15 protein-coding genes are annotated in these 14,332 nt (G+C 75.3%); 9 read left to right on the forward strand and 6 right to left on the reverse strand.

Translation table 11 applies throughout. The annotated features are described in order from the left end of the window. Together ACFVFS_RS32640 and ACFVFS_RS32645 are read left to right on the forward strand one after the other, a co-directional pair. The coding region (locus tag ACFVFS_RS32640) for an MFS transporter (RefSeq protein ID WP_380628463.1) at nt 1–661 on the forward strand (661 nt) is incomplete at its 5' end. 10 nt (nt 662–671) lie between these two features. Beyond that, nucleotides 672–887, forward strand: coding sequence for a hypothetical protein (locus ACFVFS_RS32645; RefSeq protein ID WP_380628465.1), 216 nt, complete (start codon nt 672–674; stop codon nt 885–887). An 11-nt stretch (nt 888–898) separates the two neighbouring features. On the opposite strand, the gene ACFVFS_RS32650 is transcribed toward ACFVFS_RS32645, so the two are convergent. Next, the gene (locus ACFVFS_RS32650) at nt 899–1,723 is read right to left on the reverse strand and encodes a TetR/AcrR family transcriptional regulator (RefSeq protein WP_380628466.1); all 825 of its coding nucleotides are present in this window, start codon (nt 1,721–1,723) and stop codon (nt 899–901) included. Nucleotides 1,724–1,814: 91 nt separating this feature from the next. Between ACFVFS_RS32650 and ACFVFS_RS32655 the strand changes: the two genes are divergently transcribed. Further along, nucleotides 1,815–2,699, forward strand: a complete 885-nt coding sequence (locus ACFVFS_RS32655) for a siderophore-interacting protein (protein ID WP_380628467.1) — start codon at nt 1,815–1,817, stop codon at nt 2,697–2,699. A 169-nt stretch (nt 2,700–2,868) separates the two neighbouring features. Continuing rightward, nucleotides 2,869–3,864, forward strand: coding sequence for an alpha/beta fold hydrolase (locus ACFVFS_RS32660; protein ID WP_380628468.1), 996 nt, complete (start codon nt 2,869–2,871; stop codon nt 3,862–3,864). Between the two features lie 103 nt (nt 3,865–3,967). Here ACFVFS_RS32660 and ACFVFS_RS32665 read toward each other — a convergent pair whose 3' ends face one another. From ACFVFS_RS32665 to ACFVFS_RS32680, 4 genes are all read right to left on the reverse strand, one after another. Further along, nucleotides 3,968–4,441: a hypothetical protein gene (locus tag ACFVFS_RS32665; protein WP_380628470.1), complete on the reverse strand. Its 474-nt coding sequence runs from the start codon at nt 4,439–4,441 to the stop codon at nt 3,968–3,970. A gap of 41 nt (nt 4,442–4,482) precedes the next feature. Continuing rightward, the gene (locus tag ACFVFS_RS32670; RefSeq protein WP_380628471.1) at nt 4,483–6,009 is read right to left on the reverse strand and encodes a VWA domain-containing protein; all 1,527 of its coding nucleotides are present in this window, start codon (nt 6,007–6,009) and stop codon (nt 4,483–4,485) included. After that, nucleotides 6,006–6,878, reverse strand: coding sequence for an AAA family ATPase (locus ACFVFS_RS32675; protein WP_380628472.1), 873 nt, complete (start codon nt 6,876–6,878; stop codon nt 6,006–6,008). Before ACFVFS_RS32675 ends, ACFVFS_RS32670 begins: the two co-directional genes overlap by 4 nt. A gap of 132 nt (nt 6,879–7,010) precedes the next feature. Beyond that, entirely contained in the window at nt 7,011–7,718 is a 708-nt protein-coding gene (locus tag ACFVFS_RS32680; protein WP_380628473.1) for a Tat pathway signal sequence domain protein, read from the reverse strand. A gap of 484 nt (nt 7,719–8,202) precedes the next feature. Here ACFVFS_RS32680 and ACFVFS_RS32685 point away from each other — a divergent pair, with 484 nt between their 5' ends. The 3 genes from ACFVFS_RS32685 to ACFVFS_RS32695 all read left to right on the forward strand — a co-directional run bounded on the left by ACFVFS_RS32685 (nt 8,203) and on the right by ACFVFS_RS32695 (nt 10,350). Further along, nucleotides 8,203–8,913, forward strand: coding sequence for a TetR/AcrR family transcriptional regulator (locus tag ACFVFS_RS32685; RefSeq protein ID WP_380628475.1), 711 nt, complete (start codon nt 8,203–8,205; stop codon nt 8,911–8,913). Nucleotides 8,914–9,163: 250 nt separating this feature from the next. Next, nucleotides 9,164–9,820 (forward strand): DUF6230 family protein, encoded by a 657-nt coding sequence (locus ACFVFS_RS32690; protein WP_380628476.1) that lies wholly within the window; start codon nt 9,164–9,166, stop codon nt 9,818–9,820. Nucleotides 9,821–9,921: 101 nt separating this feature from the next. After that, nucleotides 9,922–10,350 carry a DUF6114 domain-containing protein gene (locus ACFVFS_RS32695; RefSeq protein WP_380628477.1) on the forward strand — a complete coding sequence of 143 codons (429 nt, stop codon included), beginning with the start codon at nt 9,922–9,924 and terminating at the stop codon, nt 10,348–10,350. 225 nt (nt 10,351–10,575) lie between these two features. Here the strand turns inward: ACFVFS_RS32695 and ACFVFS_RS32700 are convergent, their stop codons facing one another. Then, nucleotides 10,576–11,718, reverse strand: a complete 1,143-nt coding sequence (locus tag ACFVFS_RS32700) for an NAD(P)-dependent alcohol dehydrogenase (protein WP_380628479.1) — start codon at nt 11,716–11,718, stop codon at nt 10,576–10,578. Nucleotides 11,719–11,845: 127 nt separating this feature from the next. Here ACFVFS_RS32700 and ACFVFS_RS32705 point away from each other — a divergent pair, with 127 nt between their 5' ends. Both ACFVFS_RS32705 and ACFVFS_RS32710 read left to right on the forward strand, forming a co-directional pair. Then, nucleotides 11,846–12,778, forward strand: coding sequence for a helix-turn-helix domain-containing protein (locus tag ACFVFS_RS32705; RefSeq protein ID WP_380628480.1), 933 nt, complete (start codon nt 11,846–11,848; stop codon nt 12,776–12,778). A 199-nt stretch (nt 12,779–12,977) separates the two neighbouring features. Continuing rightward, a complete protein-coding gene (locus tag ACFVFS_RS32710) occupies nt 12,978–14,324 on the forward strand; it encodes a globin domain-containing protein (RefSeq protein ID WP_380628481.1) in 1,347 nt (448 codons plus the stop codon). Nucleotides 14,325–14,332 lie beyond the last annotated feature (8 nt).

Genomic DNA, 14,332 nt, shown 5'->3' on the forward strand with positions numbered 1-14,332 from the left:
GGCCGAGGACGCGGCCCCGAGCGCGGCCGGCGCGGCCGGTGGCCGGCGGGGGCGGCGCGCCGGGCGGCTCGGCGGTGGGCGGGCGCTGCGGTGCGCGGTGCTCGCGGCGGCCGTGACCGGGCTCTCCCTGGGTGCGCTCGACCTCATGGTCGTCGCCTTCGCCGACCGGCAGGGCCGGCCGGAGGCGGTCGGCTGGGTGCTGGCCGCGCTCTCGGTCGGCAGCGCGGTCGGCGGCCTCGGCCTCGGCGCGCTGGACCGTCCGCTGCCGAACGCCGTCCGGCTTCCGCTGTTCACGGCCGGCCTCGGGGTGGCCCTGACCGCCGCCGGATTCGCGCCGAACCTCCTCCTGCTCGGCGCGGCCGTCGCGCTCGCCGGGCTCTTCGTCTCACCCGCCCTCACCACCGCCTACCTGGTGGCGGACGAGGCGGTCGCCGCCGACGCCCGTACGCGCGCCGGTGCCTGGGTGAACACAGCCTTCAACGCCGGGTCGGCGGCCGGCGGCGCGACCGTGGGCCTGCTGGTCGGCCGCCTGCCGCTGCCGCTCTGCTTCGCCCTGGCCGCCGCCCCGGCCCTCGCCGCCGTGCCGGTGCTCCGCACACGCGACTTTGGTGGCGCCCGGTCGCGCCGAAAGTCGGATCCCGGCCCGGACCCGGCTGCCTAACGTCGTGACCATGAAGAACTTCCTCGGTTTCGTGAGCTTCGTCCTGATCATCGGTGGGATCAGCGGCCTGGTCTCCGACCACCTCTGGGGCCTGCACCTCTTCGGATTCGTCCGCTACCTGATTCCCGCCGGCCATCAGACCGCGGGCTACTTCACGATGATCGGCGTGGGCGTGCTGCTCGCGCTCGGCGTCGCCCTGCTGGACCGCCTCGGCGAGCGGGACTGAGTCCCGGGCCGTCAGCCGCCACCCCCGGGACCGCCGTCGGGGGCGGCGGCCGGGGCGTGCCGGGCGGCCGCCGCCGCGATGCCGTCCAGCAGGACGGCCAGCCCGGTGCGGAAGGCCTCCCGGGTGCGGTCGGGGGCGGGGTTCCCGGGCTCGGTCTCGGTGGCGCCGGACCGTTCGAGGGCGGTCAGCAGGGGGAAGCGTTCGGCGAAGTCGGGGGCCAGGTCGGCGAGCTGGGCGGCCCGGGCGTGCCACCACTCCTCGTCCGCCACGCCGGTGGCGGCCGCGGCGGCCCGGGCCTCCGCCGCGGTCTGCGCGGACCCCCGTACGAACTGCCACAGCGCCGCGACCGTGCCCCGCAGCTGCCGGGGGTCGAGACGCGCCCCCTGGAGGATCCGCAGCAGGGTCTCCATCGCGCCCAGCTCGGCGGGTCCGAGGATCGGGCGGGCCTGGGAGATCTGCAGGACCCAGGGGTGGCGGAGGTAGCAGGAGAGGGCGTCCTCGGCCCAGGCGGTGACGGCCGGCCGCCAGTCCCGGAGCGGGTCGCAGGAGGCGGGAAACTCGGCGAGCACCCGGTCGTGCATGAGGTCGAGCAGCTCGGCCTTGCCCGGGACGTAGGTGTAGAGGGCCATGGCGGTGCGGCCGAGGCGCTCGCCGACCGCGCGCATGGAGAGCGCGGCCATCCCGTCGGCGTCGGCGACGGCGATTCCGGCGAGGACGATCGCGTCCACGCTCAGCCCGGGCTTGGGCCCGCTGCGCCCGGGAGGCGGGGCGTCGGGCGCGCGCCAGAGCAGCGCCATGGAGCGGCGGGCGTCGCCCTGTCCGGCGAAGACGGTCACGACAGAACTCCTTATCGCATAAGGTAACCTCGGCCGAGGAACTCTTTACGGCATAAGGTATCAACGGTGGACCGAAACCGGAGGTTGAGCCATGAGCCTTCCCGTCACCTACGTCCAGGTCATCGAGGTCGCGCGGATCACGCCTCGGACGGCCCGGATCACCTTCCGGGCCGACGAGCTCGACGCGAGCGTCGGCACCTCGCCGGACCAGCAGGTCAAGCTCTGCTTCCCCCGCCCCGGCCAGGCCGCGCCCGTCCTGCCCGGGCCGAGCGAGGACGCCACGGGCTGGTACCGGGCGTACCTGGCCGTCCCGGAGCCGCAGCGGCCGTGGATGCGCAGCTTCACCGTCCGGCAGCGCCGGCCCGGGACCGAGGAGGTGGAGATCGACTTCGTGCTGCACGGTGACACCGGACCGGCGAGCGCCTGGGCCGGACGGGCCCGGCCGGGGGACCGTCTGGGAATGGTCGGACCCTCCGCGCTGTACGCCTCCCCGCTCTCGATCACGTCCGCCGCCGAGGCGGCGGACTGGGTCCTGATGGCGGGCGACGAGTCGGCGCTGCCCGCGATCGGCACCCTGCTGGCGGCGCTGCCCGAGGGCACCCGGACGGTGGTGTTCGCCGAGGTCGCCGACCGCGCCGAGGAACAGCCGCTGCCCGGCCCGGTCGGAGCGACCGTGCGGTGGCTGCACCGTGACGGTGCCGCACCCGGTCGACGGCTGGTCGAGGCCGTCGCCGCCGCCGACCTGCCGCCCGGGGCGCCGTTCGCCTGGCTGGCGGGCGAGGCGTCCGCGGTGCGTACGCTCCGCCGCCATCTGGTGGAGGAGCGCGGCCTGCCGAAGGCGTCGATCGAGTTCAGCGGCTACTGGCGGCACCGCTGCACCCAGGACGACGCGCCCACGGCGGAGGACCTGGCCGACGCCCGGGAGAAGCTGGCCCAGGTCCAGGTCCAGGTCCAGGTCCGGGCCGAGGCCCGCTGACCCGATCCGTCACGATTCGACCCGCTCTGACCCGGCCCGCGCCGGTCGGGGAGCGGAGCGACGGGACGGCAGTCCTGCTTCACGGGGCGCCCGGGTGGGCAGGAGGGGGAGCGAACGGTCGGACGCTATCCGTTGGGCCGGTTGACGAGTCGTCGATGAGGAGGGCCGCATGACCAAGCAGGCGTACGGACGGATCGCACACCGTCACGTCGAGGTGAACGGGGTTCGGCTGCACGTCGCCGAGCAGGGGGAGGGGCCGCTGGTCCTGCTGCTGCACGGCTTCCCGGAGAGCTGGTACTCCTGGCGGCACCAGTTCGCCCCGCTCGCGGAGGCCGGCTACCGGGTGGTCGCCGTCGACCAGCGCGGTTTCGCCCGCAGCGAGCAGCCCGAGTCGGTCGACGCCTACACCCTGCTCCACCTGGTCGGCGACGTCACCGGCCTGATCGGGGCGCTCGGCGAGGAGCGCGCGGTGCTGGTCGGCCACGACTGGGGCGCCCCGGTCGCCTGGACCACCGCGACCCTCCGCCCCGACCTGGTGCGCGGGGTGGCCGGGCTCAGTGTCCCGCCGCTGCCGACCCTCGGGCTGCCGCCGCTGGCGCAGGCCAGGGAGCGGTTCGGCGAGGGCTTCTACCAGATCTACTTCCAGCGCCCCGGCGTCGCCGACGCCGAACTCGCCCAGGACCCGCACGCGACGTTCCGCCGGATGTTCTACAGCGGCTCCGGCGACCGCCCGCGCGGGTCGGGGCCGCAGGCCTGGGTGGTCGGCGAGGGCGAACGCCTGCTGGACGGCGTCGCCGAGCCGGAGAGGCTGCCCGACTGGCTGTCGGAGGCGGACATCGAGGCCTTCGTCGCCGACTACGCCGAGCACGGCGAGCGGGCGTTCACCGGGGGCCTCAACTGGTACCGCAACATCGACCGGAACAACGAGCTGCTCGCCGGGCTCGCGGGCCGGCCCGTGGAGGTCCCCGCCCTCTATGTGGCCGGCGACCAGGACATGGTCGCGGCCGTGATCCCGGAGGACGCGATGCGGGTGCTGCTGGCGAACCTGGCGCCCAAGCTGTACCGGCGGGTCACCCTGCCGGGCATCGGCCACTGGACGCAGCAGGAGAGCCCGGCGGAGGTCACCGACGCCTTGCTGGACTTCCTCCGGCACCTGGACGGCTGAGCCCCGCCGGGCGGGCGGGGCGGGCGGGGCCGGTTCCTTCCCGGCCCGCCCGCCCGGACGGGCGGCCTCCTCGGAGATCCCTCGGAGATTCTTCTGAGACCCCTCACGGATCGCCTAGGAGATCGTCGAGCCGTTCCTGGAGGTCCTCGGCAAAACGCGAGCGGTAGACGCCGTGGGCGATGCCCCCGGGGGACTGGTAGCCCCGGTGCTCCGGGTTCGCGACCTCCGCGTCCCACCGCACGACGCGGTCCGAGGGCCGCGGCGCCCGGCCCAGGTACAGCCGCGCGGCGTCCTCCAGCGACCGTTCCCCCGAGACCACCGAGCCCCAGAGCCCGCGTCCCTGCCCGACCACCCAGAGGCACAGGTCCTCGGTGTCGTCCTCGGACCAGGCGTCCCCCTCCACGCACACGCCGTCCGCGAAGTCGGCCAGTGCGTCCGCCGCGGCCTCGTAGGCCAGCGCGAAGGCTTCGAGGACCTCCCGGGGCCGGGACTCCAGCCACAGCTCAAGAGCGGACAGGCGCGGTCGCGCCTCCTCCAGGACGTCCCAGAACCAGTCGGGGACCTCGCCCGTTTCCATGGCGGCTCCGGTGTGGACGGCTTCGGTCGGTGATCCGGTGCTCAGACCGGGAGGATCCGGGCGATGAACTCGCCCAGTCGGCGGGCGTTGCGGCAGCAGTGCATCTCGACCACCCGGGCGTAGGCCGGGGCGGCCGAGTCGCCGGTGCCCCAGAGGCCGGGCTGTTCCGGGTTGAGCCAGTACACCCGGCGCGCGCGGGCGGCGATGCGGTGGAGGGCGGGCAGGCCGGGATCCCGGTGGTTGTTGCGGGCGTCGCCGAGGATCAGCACGCTGGTCCGCGGGCCCACGGCGTCCAGATGACGGTCGGCGAACCCGCCGAGTGCCGAGCCGTAGTCGCTGTTGCCGTGGTGGCCCGTCACCCCGGCCTCGGTGAGGATCCGGCGGGCCAGGCCGGCCGGGTCGCTCCCGCCGCGGGTGAGCAGGTCGGTCACCTCGGCGGTGCGGTTGACGAAGGCGAACACCCGGATCCGGCTGAACTGGTCGCGCATCGCCTGGACCAGCAGCAGGGTGAAGTCGGAGAAGCCCGCCACCGAGCCGGACACGTCGCAGAGCAGGACCAGCTCCGGCCGGGCCGGGCGGCGCAGCCGGTGGGCCGGGCGCAGCGGGACGCCGCCGGTGGACAGCGAGCGGCGCAGGGTGCGGCGCAGGTCGATGTGCCCGCGCGCCGCCCGGCGTCGGCGGGCGGCCAGCCGGGTGGCCAGCTTCCGGGCCAAGGGGTGGACGGTGCGCCGGAGTTCGGCGAGCTGGTCGCGGCCGGCCGCGAGGAAGTCGATCCGGTCGACGCTGGGCGCGACAGCCCGTTCGGCGACGTGCTCGGTGCCGCGCAGTTCGGCCGCCCGCCGGCGGGCCTCGGTGGCGACCATGGCGCGGAATCCCTGGATGCGGCGGCGGATCTCGTCGGGAAGGAGCTGGTCGGCCAGGTCGGGGCCGGGCCCGCCCCGGCCGTCGGTGCCCGCGCGCAGCACCGCCAGCACCCGGGCCAGCAGGGTCTCCGGGGCGAGTCGGCCGAGGGTCTGGTAGGCCGACCAGCCGTCGCCGCCGGGCCGGCCGGAGCCGCCGGCGGTGCCGTACCGGCCGAACGCGGCCACCGCCTCGCCCGCGAGCCGGGCCTGGGCCGCCCGGTCGTCGGCGGCGAGCGCGGCCGCGAGCCGCGCCCGGAGGTCCTCGCGCAGCGCGGCCGGATCCGGTGCGGTGGGATCCGGTGCGGTCGGGTCGAGCACGGCCGGGTCGAGCGTCGCCGGGTCCGGCTCCACCGGGCCCGCGGCCCGGCGCACGGCCTCCGGATCGCCGATGCCGAGCGGGAAGAACAGGTCGAACGCGGCGTCGAAGACCCCGCGCTGCCCTTCGGAGCGCAGCAGGGCGGCGGCGAGCCCGGCTCTGACCTGCGCGCGGTCGGCGAGGCCGAGCACCTCCAGGACGGCCGCGGCGTCGACCGTCTCGGCGGGGCCGATCCGCAGGCCGTGGGTGCGCAGGGCGCGCACGAAGCCGGTCAGCCGGGCGGCGAGGTCGGCGGGCGGGCCGCCGGTGTCCGTCGCGGTGCCGCCACCGGGCCGGGCCGGGACGGTCATGCGAGGGTGAGCTTCTGTGCGGCCTTCAGCACGTCGTCCTGGTGCTTGAGGACCACCCCGAGGGTGGCGCGCACGACCGGCTCGTCGAGGGTGTCGGCGCCGAGGGCGAGCAGGGTGCGGGCCCAGTCGACGGTCTCGGCCACCGAGGGGGCCTTGCGCAGCTCCATCGCCCGCAGCGCGCCGACCACCCGGATCAGCGAATCGGCCAGCGCCTCGTCCAGGCCGGGGACCCGCAGCCGGACGATCCGGCGCTCCAACTCGGCCTCCGGGTAACCGAGGTGGAGGAAGAGGCAGCGACGGCGCAGCGCCTCGGAGAGCTCCCGGGTGGCATTGGAGGTGAGCAGGACGAACGGGCGGCGGCTCGCCGTGATGGTGCCCAACTCGGGCACGGTGACCTGGAAGTCGCTGAGCACTTCGAGCAGCAGCGCCTCGACCTCGACGTCGGCCTTGTCCATCTCGTCGATCAGCAGCACGGTCGGCTCGTCGCCCCGGATGGCGGTCAGCAGCGGCCTGGTGAGCAGGAACTCCTCGCCGAAGACGTCGGTGCGGGCCCGGTCCCAGCCCTCGTCGCGCCCGGCCGTGATCCGCAGCAGCTGCTTGGCGTGGTTCCACTCGTAGAGGGCGCGGGCCTCGTCGATGCCCTCGTAGCACTGGAGCCGGACCAGCCGGGCCCGGCCGATCGCGGCGACGGCCTTGGCCAGTTCGGTCTTGCCGACGCCGGCCGGCCCCTCGACGAGCAGCGGCTTCCCGAGCCGGTCGGCGAGGAAGACGGCGGTGGCCACCTCGGTGGAGGCGAGGTAGCCGGCCTCGGCCAGCCGGGCGGCCGTGTCGGCCACCGACTCGAAGAACTGCGTGCCCTCGCCGACCATGCGTGCCCCACATCCCCGTCGTCCGGTGCCTGTGGGCAGCACCCTACCCGTGGGTCACTTCGCTGTCCCGGCGGAAGCCCGGTCGGCGCCCGAGGGCCGCCGACCGGGCGGGTCACCGGCGCCGCGGGGGCGTCAGTTGACGTAGACGACCGGGTTGCCGGCCACCGAGACGTCCCGGACCGGGCCGTAGGTGGCGGAGAAGTAGCCGACCGGGAAGCAGGTGCTCGGGCCGGAGGACTTCGGCAGGGCCTGGGCGGTGAAGCCGATGGTCTGGCCGGTGTTGTTGGTGGTGCCCGCGAGGCCGCCGGGGGAGCGGTAGACGCAGGTGATGGTGCCGAGGATGGTCTTCAGCACCACCGTGGTCTGCACCGGGCCGGCCGTGCCCGGGTCGAGCGAGACCGGGAAGCCCGCGGCGTCGCTCACCGAGTTGACGTAGGCGAGGTTGTTGACGGTGATGCTCTGCACGCCGGTCACGCCGATCACGTTCGCGGTGCAGGAGCCGAAGGTCTGGGTGTTGAGCGACTCCGTGGCGGTCCCGGGCGCGGCCGGGTTGGTGATGACGGTCGCGGAGAACGCGGAGGTGGCGCACTTGATGCCGGTCGTTCCGGTGGCGCTGGAGTAGAAGTTGGCGGTGGTGCCGCTCACCAGGTCGGCCGCGAGCACGTCGCCGACCGAGACGTTGGGGCCGCCGAGCGTGCCGGGCGCGGTGTGGGTGAGGACGGCGACGGTGCCCGCGGCCGGGGCGGTGGCGCCGGCGGCCTGGGCGGGGGCGACGGTGCCGGCGGCCAGCGTCGCGGCGGCGGCGAGGGCCGCGGTTCCGAGGGTACGGCGGATGCGCATGAGGGTGTGCCTCTCCGGGCGATTCGGGTGGGGGAGCCCCGTGCGGCCGGGTGCGGGGGTGCGCGCGGCGGCGTCGGCCGCGGGGTGGCCGCGAACGGGGGTGGTGCGGGGTGGGGCGCCGCGGACGGCGACTCGGCGGGCCCGGCGCCACGGGCCCGCCCGTACGGGCGGCGGTACCGGCGGCACGACGCTGTGCGGCGGGTACGGCGCGGCCCGGACCGACCGCTCACGGCCACACGGGGCCGGCCGCGGTCGAGTACGGCTGAGTACGGCGGGGTGGAACGGTGGTGGAGCGGAGGTGGGGCGCGAGGGTGCGTGCGGTGCGGGGTGCACGTCGGCGGCTGCCACCGCCGGGCATGCGTTCGCCATACTGAGCAGTCGGAACGCGTGCGGGCTTCCGGCGGCGTCCGCCGCGGATTGGAAACCCGCCAGTGTTGTAAACCGGACGTCGCGTCAATGTCAAGAGGATGCACAGGAGTTGGCGATGAGACCGGAAACCCGCCGAAACGCCGAGACCGCCCTGCTGCCCGGTGCGCGCACCGGGCGCGACCCCGCCCGCTCGATCAAGCGCGGCCCGAGCCGGCTGCCGCCGGGAGTGGTCGCCGCCACCCAGCGCGAGCGCCTGCTCGACGGGCTGGTGCTCACCGTGGCGCAGCACGGCTACCAGCGCGCCACGGTCAGCGACATCTGCCGCGCCGCCGGGGTGACCAGGCCGGTGTTCTACGAGCTGTTCACCGGCAAGGAGGACGCCTTCCTGGCTGCCCACCGCTACGGCACCGGTGTGGTCGTCCGGCGGATGGCGGCGGCGTTCGCGGCGGCGCCGGACTGGTGCGCCGGGATCCGCGAGTCGCTGCGGGCGATGCTCGGACTGCTGGCCGGGGTGCCGGCCTTCGCGACCATGGCGGTGATCGAGCTGGACGCGGTCGGCCCGGCCGGGCGCCGCGAGCGCGACCACCTCCTCACCCGGTTCCGGGCGTTCTTCGCCGAGGTTCCCGAACTCCCGGCCGGGGTGACGGCGGAGGCGATGGTGGACGCGGTGGTCGGCGGCGTCTACTGCACCCTGCAGCGCTGCATCGGAGCCGACCGCACCGCCGAACTCCCGGACCTCCTCCCCACCTTGAGCCTCTTCTGCCTGGCTCCCTTCCTCGGCCCGGCCGAGGCGGCCCGACGCCTGGACCTGGACCCGCTGCCGTAGGGAGGTCCGGTGGCCGGTCCGGCGGCCGGACCGCCGCGCCGACCGCCGGCCGGGAGAAGCGGACGATGATCCTTCGTGCACCCGTATTGACCCGCTCAATACCGGGCAGTAGCTTCCTGGTTACCCACTGCGGCCCGACCGGCCCGCCCCGCTGCCGAGGGGCGGTCCCTCCCGGCCGTGCCGCAGAACGCTGTCCGCGCCAGGACAACGTGCCAGTGACTGCCCGTCCCCATCACCTGAGGGAGCACACATGGCCACGTCCGAGGACGCCGCCCACACCGCCGAGAGCACCGCCGGTCCCGAGACGCCCGCCCAGCAGAAGGGCCGGGTCCGGTTGAAGCGCACCGCGCTGATGGCCGTACCCGCCGTCGTCGCGGGCGCGGTGCTGATGACGCTGACCGCGCAGGGCGTGCTCGCGGCCCAGTTCTCGATCTCCGGCATGCCGTTCACCGTCACCGCCGAGAGCCTGGACGGCGTCGGGTTCGAGCAGTTCGGCAGCCTGGACCACATGATCGAGGACAGCCCCAACGCCGGGGACACCGGCGGGCAGGTGCTGGTCGCGGTCTCCGCGATCAAGGAGGCCTCGCTCACCAAGCTCTGCCAGAGCGTCGAGCTCGGCGGCATCAACCTGCTGATCAAGGCCGGTGACGCCGGGACACCGGTGACCGCCACCAACCTCACCACCGACTCCGACGTGCTCACCGGCGACGCCGAGTTCACGAACATCGAGATCGGCGGCGACGCGAGCACCTACACCAAGGCCGGCGTCAAGGGCCTGCCCGGTGTCTTCGGGCAGCAGGCCGACACCGTCAAGATCCGCAACCTGCGGCAGCACAACTACGCCAGCACCGCCGCCGCCTTCAAACTGCCCAACCTGCACCTGAGCTTCAGCTCCGAGGGCTGCTGACGGTGGCCGGCGACGACCCGACGCCGGGGCCCGCACCCGACGCCGCGGCGGAGCCCGCGCCCGGACCGGGGACCCCGGCCGCAGCGGAGCCCGCGGCCACGGTGGCGGAGCCCGCGACCCGGACCCGCCCGTCCTGGCGCGGCTGGCGGGGCCGGCGGCCGTTCTGGGGCGGCGTCCTGGTCCTGTTCGGCGGCCTGGAGATCCTCTTCACCCTGCGCGCCCCGCTGCCCGTCGTCCTGCACATCGGGCTCCAGGGGCTGTCCGGCTACCTGGTCCCGGTCGTGATGGTGGTCTGCGGCCTGCTGGTCCTGTTCAACCCGGCCCAGCGCCTGTTCTACTCGATCGTCGCCGTGCTGGCGTCGCTGGCCAGTTGGCTCACCTCCAACCTGGGCGGCTTCCTGATCGGCATGCTGTTCGGCCTGGTCGGCAGCTGCCTCACCTTCGGCTGGTTGCCCGACCAGCCCCCGCGCCGCCGCCTGCTGCGCCGGGGCCAGGGCCGCCGGAAGGCCGCCGGCACGGCCGGAGTCTGAGGCGGTCGCGGCCGGCGCCCGACGCAGACCCCGCGTCCGGCGCGGCCGTGACCGGCCTGCCGACCGGTCCGCCGCTCGGTCCGGTGCCCGGCCCGTCCGCGGCCCCGGCAACGGCCCCGGCGGCAGACCCGGGACCGGCGCCCCGCCTCCGGCGACGGGAGAGCACCGGGGGCGGGGCGTCGAAGGCGTGCGGCCCGGGGCGTGCGGCCCGGCGGTGGCGGTCCGTCAGATCGTCGCCGTGTCGATGACGAACCGGTAGCGCACGTCGCTCCGCAGGACGCGCCCGTACGCCTCGTTGATCTGGTCGGCCCGGATCAGCTCGATCTCCGCGCCGATCCCGTGCTCGGCGCAGAAGTCCAGCATCTCCTGGGTCTCCGGCAGGCCGCCGATCATCGAGCCGGCGATCGACCGGCGCCCGGTGAGCAGCGCGTGCGCGCCGACCCCGACCGGCTTCTCCGGCGCGCCGAGCTGGACCAGCGTGCCGTCGGTCCGCAGCAGCCCCAGGTAGGCGCTCAGGTCCAGGTCGGCCGAGACCGTGTTGAGGACGAGGTCGAAGCGGCCCGCCAGTTCCGTGAAGGTCGCCGGGTCCGAGGTGGCCCGGTAGTCGTGGGCGCCGAGCCGGAGCCCGTCCTCGCGCTTGCGCAGCGACTGGCTGAGCACGGTGACCTCGGCCCCCTTGGCCCGGGCGATCTTCACCCCGAGGTGGCCCAGCCCGCCGAGGCCGACCACCGCGACCTTCCGGCCAGGCCCGGCGCCCCAGTGGTTGAGCGGGGAGTACAGCGTGATGCCCGCGCAGAGCAGCGGCGCGGCGACGTCCAGCGCCAGGGCGTCGGGGATGCGCAGGGCGTACCGCTCGTCGACCACCAGCTGCCTGGCGTACCCGCCGTAGGTCGGCGCGCCGTCCCGCCCGCGGGCGTTGTAGGTGAGGACGGAGCCGCCCTCGCCCGTGCAGTACTGCTGCAGCCCGGCGCGGCAGTTGTCGCACTCCCGACAGGAGTCGACGAAGCAGCCGACGCCGACCCGGTCGCCGACCGACCAGCGGGAGACCCCGTCGCCGACCGCCGCGACCACCCCGGCGATCTCGTGGCCCGGGACCATCGGGAAGATGCCCGGGCCCCAGTCCTCGTCGACCTGGTGGATGTCCGAGTGGCAGATGCCCGCGAAGCGGATGTCGATGAGGATGTCGTGGGCGCCGAGCGCCCGGCGCGGCACGGTGCTCCGCTCCAGCGGCGCCTTGGGGGCCGGGGCGGCGTAGACCGCGATCCGACCGGCCCCGGTCCCGGGCGCGCCGTCCGGAAGCGGGGCGGCGGCGGTGCTCGTCGCGCTCGTCGCGTTCGTTGCGCTCGTCGTGACCGTCGTGTTCGTCATGCCTCAAGGTTCCGCGTGCCGCGCGGAGCCGGCCAGACCCGTGGCCGTCGTACGTTCCCCGGTCCTACCACCGGCAGTATCACCCTGCCCGCCCCCGGGTCCCCGGGCACGGGCCCATACTGAAGGCATGGACCAGCGCACCGAGCTCAGCGACTTCCTGCGGTCCCGCCGGGCCCGGCTGCGGCCCTCGGACGTCGGGCTGCCGGACTACGGGGGCCGGCGGCGCGTCCCCGGGCTGCGCCGCGAGGAGCTGGCCCAGCTGGCCGGTGTGAGCACGGCGTACTACGTGCGACTGGAGCAGGGACACGGCGAGAACGTCTCGGCGGCAGTCCTGGACGCGATCGCCCGCGCCCTGCGCCTGGACCCCGCCGAGCACGACCACCTGCGCCGGATCGCCAAGCCGGCCCGCCGCGGCCCGGGCCGGGCCCGCGCGGCGCGTGCGCAGCGGGTGCGCCCCGAACTCCAGCAGCTGCTGGACGCGATGGAGGGCATCCCGGCGTACGTCCTGGGGCGGCGGCTCGACGTGATCGCCTGGAACCGCCTCGGCAACGCCCTGATCGGCGATGTCGCCGCGCTGCCGCCGGAGCAGCGGAACCTGGCCTGGCAGGTCTTCCTCGACGGATCCGCCCGCGAGCTCTACCTCGACTGGGAGGGCAAGGCGACCGACCTGGTGGGGATGCTCCGGGTCGAGGCCGGCCGCGACCCGGACGATCCCCGGCTCGCCTCGCTGATCGGCGAGCTGTGCGTCAAGAGCGAGGACTTCCGGCGGCTGTGGGCCGCGCACGACATCCGGGACAAGGGCCACGGGGTCAAGGAGCTGCACCACCCGGTGGTCGGTCCGCTGACCCTGCGCTACGAGACGTTCCGCCCGGCCGGCGACGCGGACCAGGTGCTGGTCGCCTACCACGCCGATCCGGGTTCCCCCTCGGCCGAGTCGCTGCGCCTGCTGGCCAGCTGGACGGCGGCCGAGCCGGCGGCGGCACCGGAGACCCCGCCGGCCCGGACCCCGGATCCGGCGGCCGCGACGGAGCCCGGACCCGGTTCGTCGACAGGCCGGTAGTCCTCTTCCCGGCGCACGACCCGGTCCGGTGGTCCCGGTGCACCAGGGACCACCGGCCCTGTCCGGACCCCCGCGCAGGGCCGTTTACTGGGCCTGGCCCCGAGGGGGCCGCCCCCTGCCCGAAACCGGGCGGGGAGCCGTCCGGACGGTGAACAGCCGTGGTCGGGACGGTGTCTGACAGGTGGTTAGGCTGCGGTTCATGGACATGGACACCACCAGCGGCACCACCGAGTACGACCGGTTGATCGCGCGCCACCACGCGATGCGCCTGCGCCGGCAGATCCTGGCGCCGGCGCCGTCCTTCGCCGCAGCGCCCGCCGGCCCGGGCGGCGCGCCCGGCGGCCCCCGTGCCGACGCCCGCCCCGCGGCCGGCGGGTACGGCGGCCACGAGGCGTACGGCGCGCACGAGGCCTACCACCGCGACCACGACGGCGCGGCCGACCAGCGGCTGATCCTCGGCGGCCTCGGCCTGGTCACCCCGTTCGCGGACCTCATCGACCACCTCTACACGTTCATGTTCCGCCGCCGCCCCTTCCTGCGCGGGCTGTTCCCGGAGTCCATGGAGTTCCAGCAGGTCCACCTGGAGCGGATGTTCGAGTACCTGATCGAGCACCTGCACCAGCCGGACCGGATCTCCGCCACGCTCGCCCAGCTCGGCCGCGACCACCGCAAGCTGGGCGTCCGCCCGGTCCACTACGAGGCCTTCGAGGAGGCGCTCTGCGAGGCGATCCGGCTCCGGTCGGGCGCGCACTGGACCCCCGAACTGGAGGCGGCCTGGGTGCGGATGCTGCGCTTCGCCGTCCGGTCGATGGTGGCGGGCGCGGAGTCGGCGCTCACCGAACCCCCGTACTGGCACGCCACGGTCGTCGGCCACGAGCGCCGCCGGGCCGACCTCGCCGTGGTCCGGGTGCGCACCGGCGAGCCGTACCCGTACCGGGCCGGGCAGTACGGGACCGTCGAGCACCCGCTGCTGCCGCACACCTGGCGGCAGTACTCGATGGGCTGCGCGCCGCGCTCCGACAACGAGCTGGAGTTCCACGTCCGCCGCACCGGGCCGGGCGGGGTGAGCGAGGCGCTGGTCGAGCACACCGCCGTCGGGGACCGGCTGCGGCTCGGCCCGCCGCGCGGCACGCTGATGCCGGAGGACGACACCCGGGACCTCCTGCTGGTGGCCGGAGGAACCGGGCTCGCCCCGATGAAGGCGATCGTCGAGGAGCTGGTGGAGCACCGTCCGCGCGGGCGCCGGGTCCACCTGTTCGTCGGGGCGCGGGCCCGGGCCGACCTCTACGACTGGCCGGCCCTCGCCGAACTCGGCGGCCGCAAGCCATGGTTGGAGCTGATCCCGGTCGCGGACGACGCCGCCGAAGGCCCCGCGGGCCCGGGCGGCCGGCTGGCCGAGGCGGTCAGCCGGGCCGGCGACTGGTCCCGGCACCTGGCCTGCGTCAGCGGCCCGGCGGGCCTGGTCGACGAGGTCCGCACCCGGCTGGTCGCCTCCGGGCTGCCGGCCACCCGGATCCACCACGACCCGGTGCTCGGCCGCCTCTGAGGCCGGGC

Origin of the sequence: Kitasatospora sp. NPDC057692, assembly GCF_042799475.1 — a bacterium.
GTDB lineage: Bacteria > Actinomycetota > Actinomycetes > Streptomycetales > Streptomycetaceae > Kitasatospora.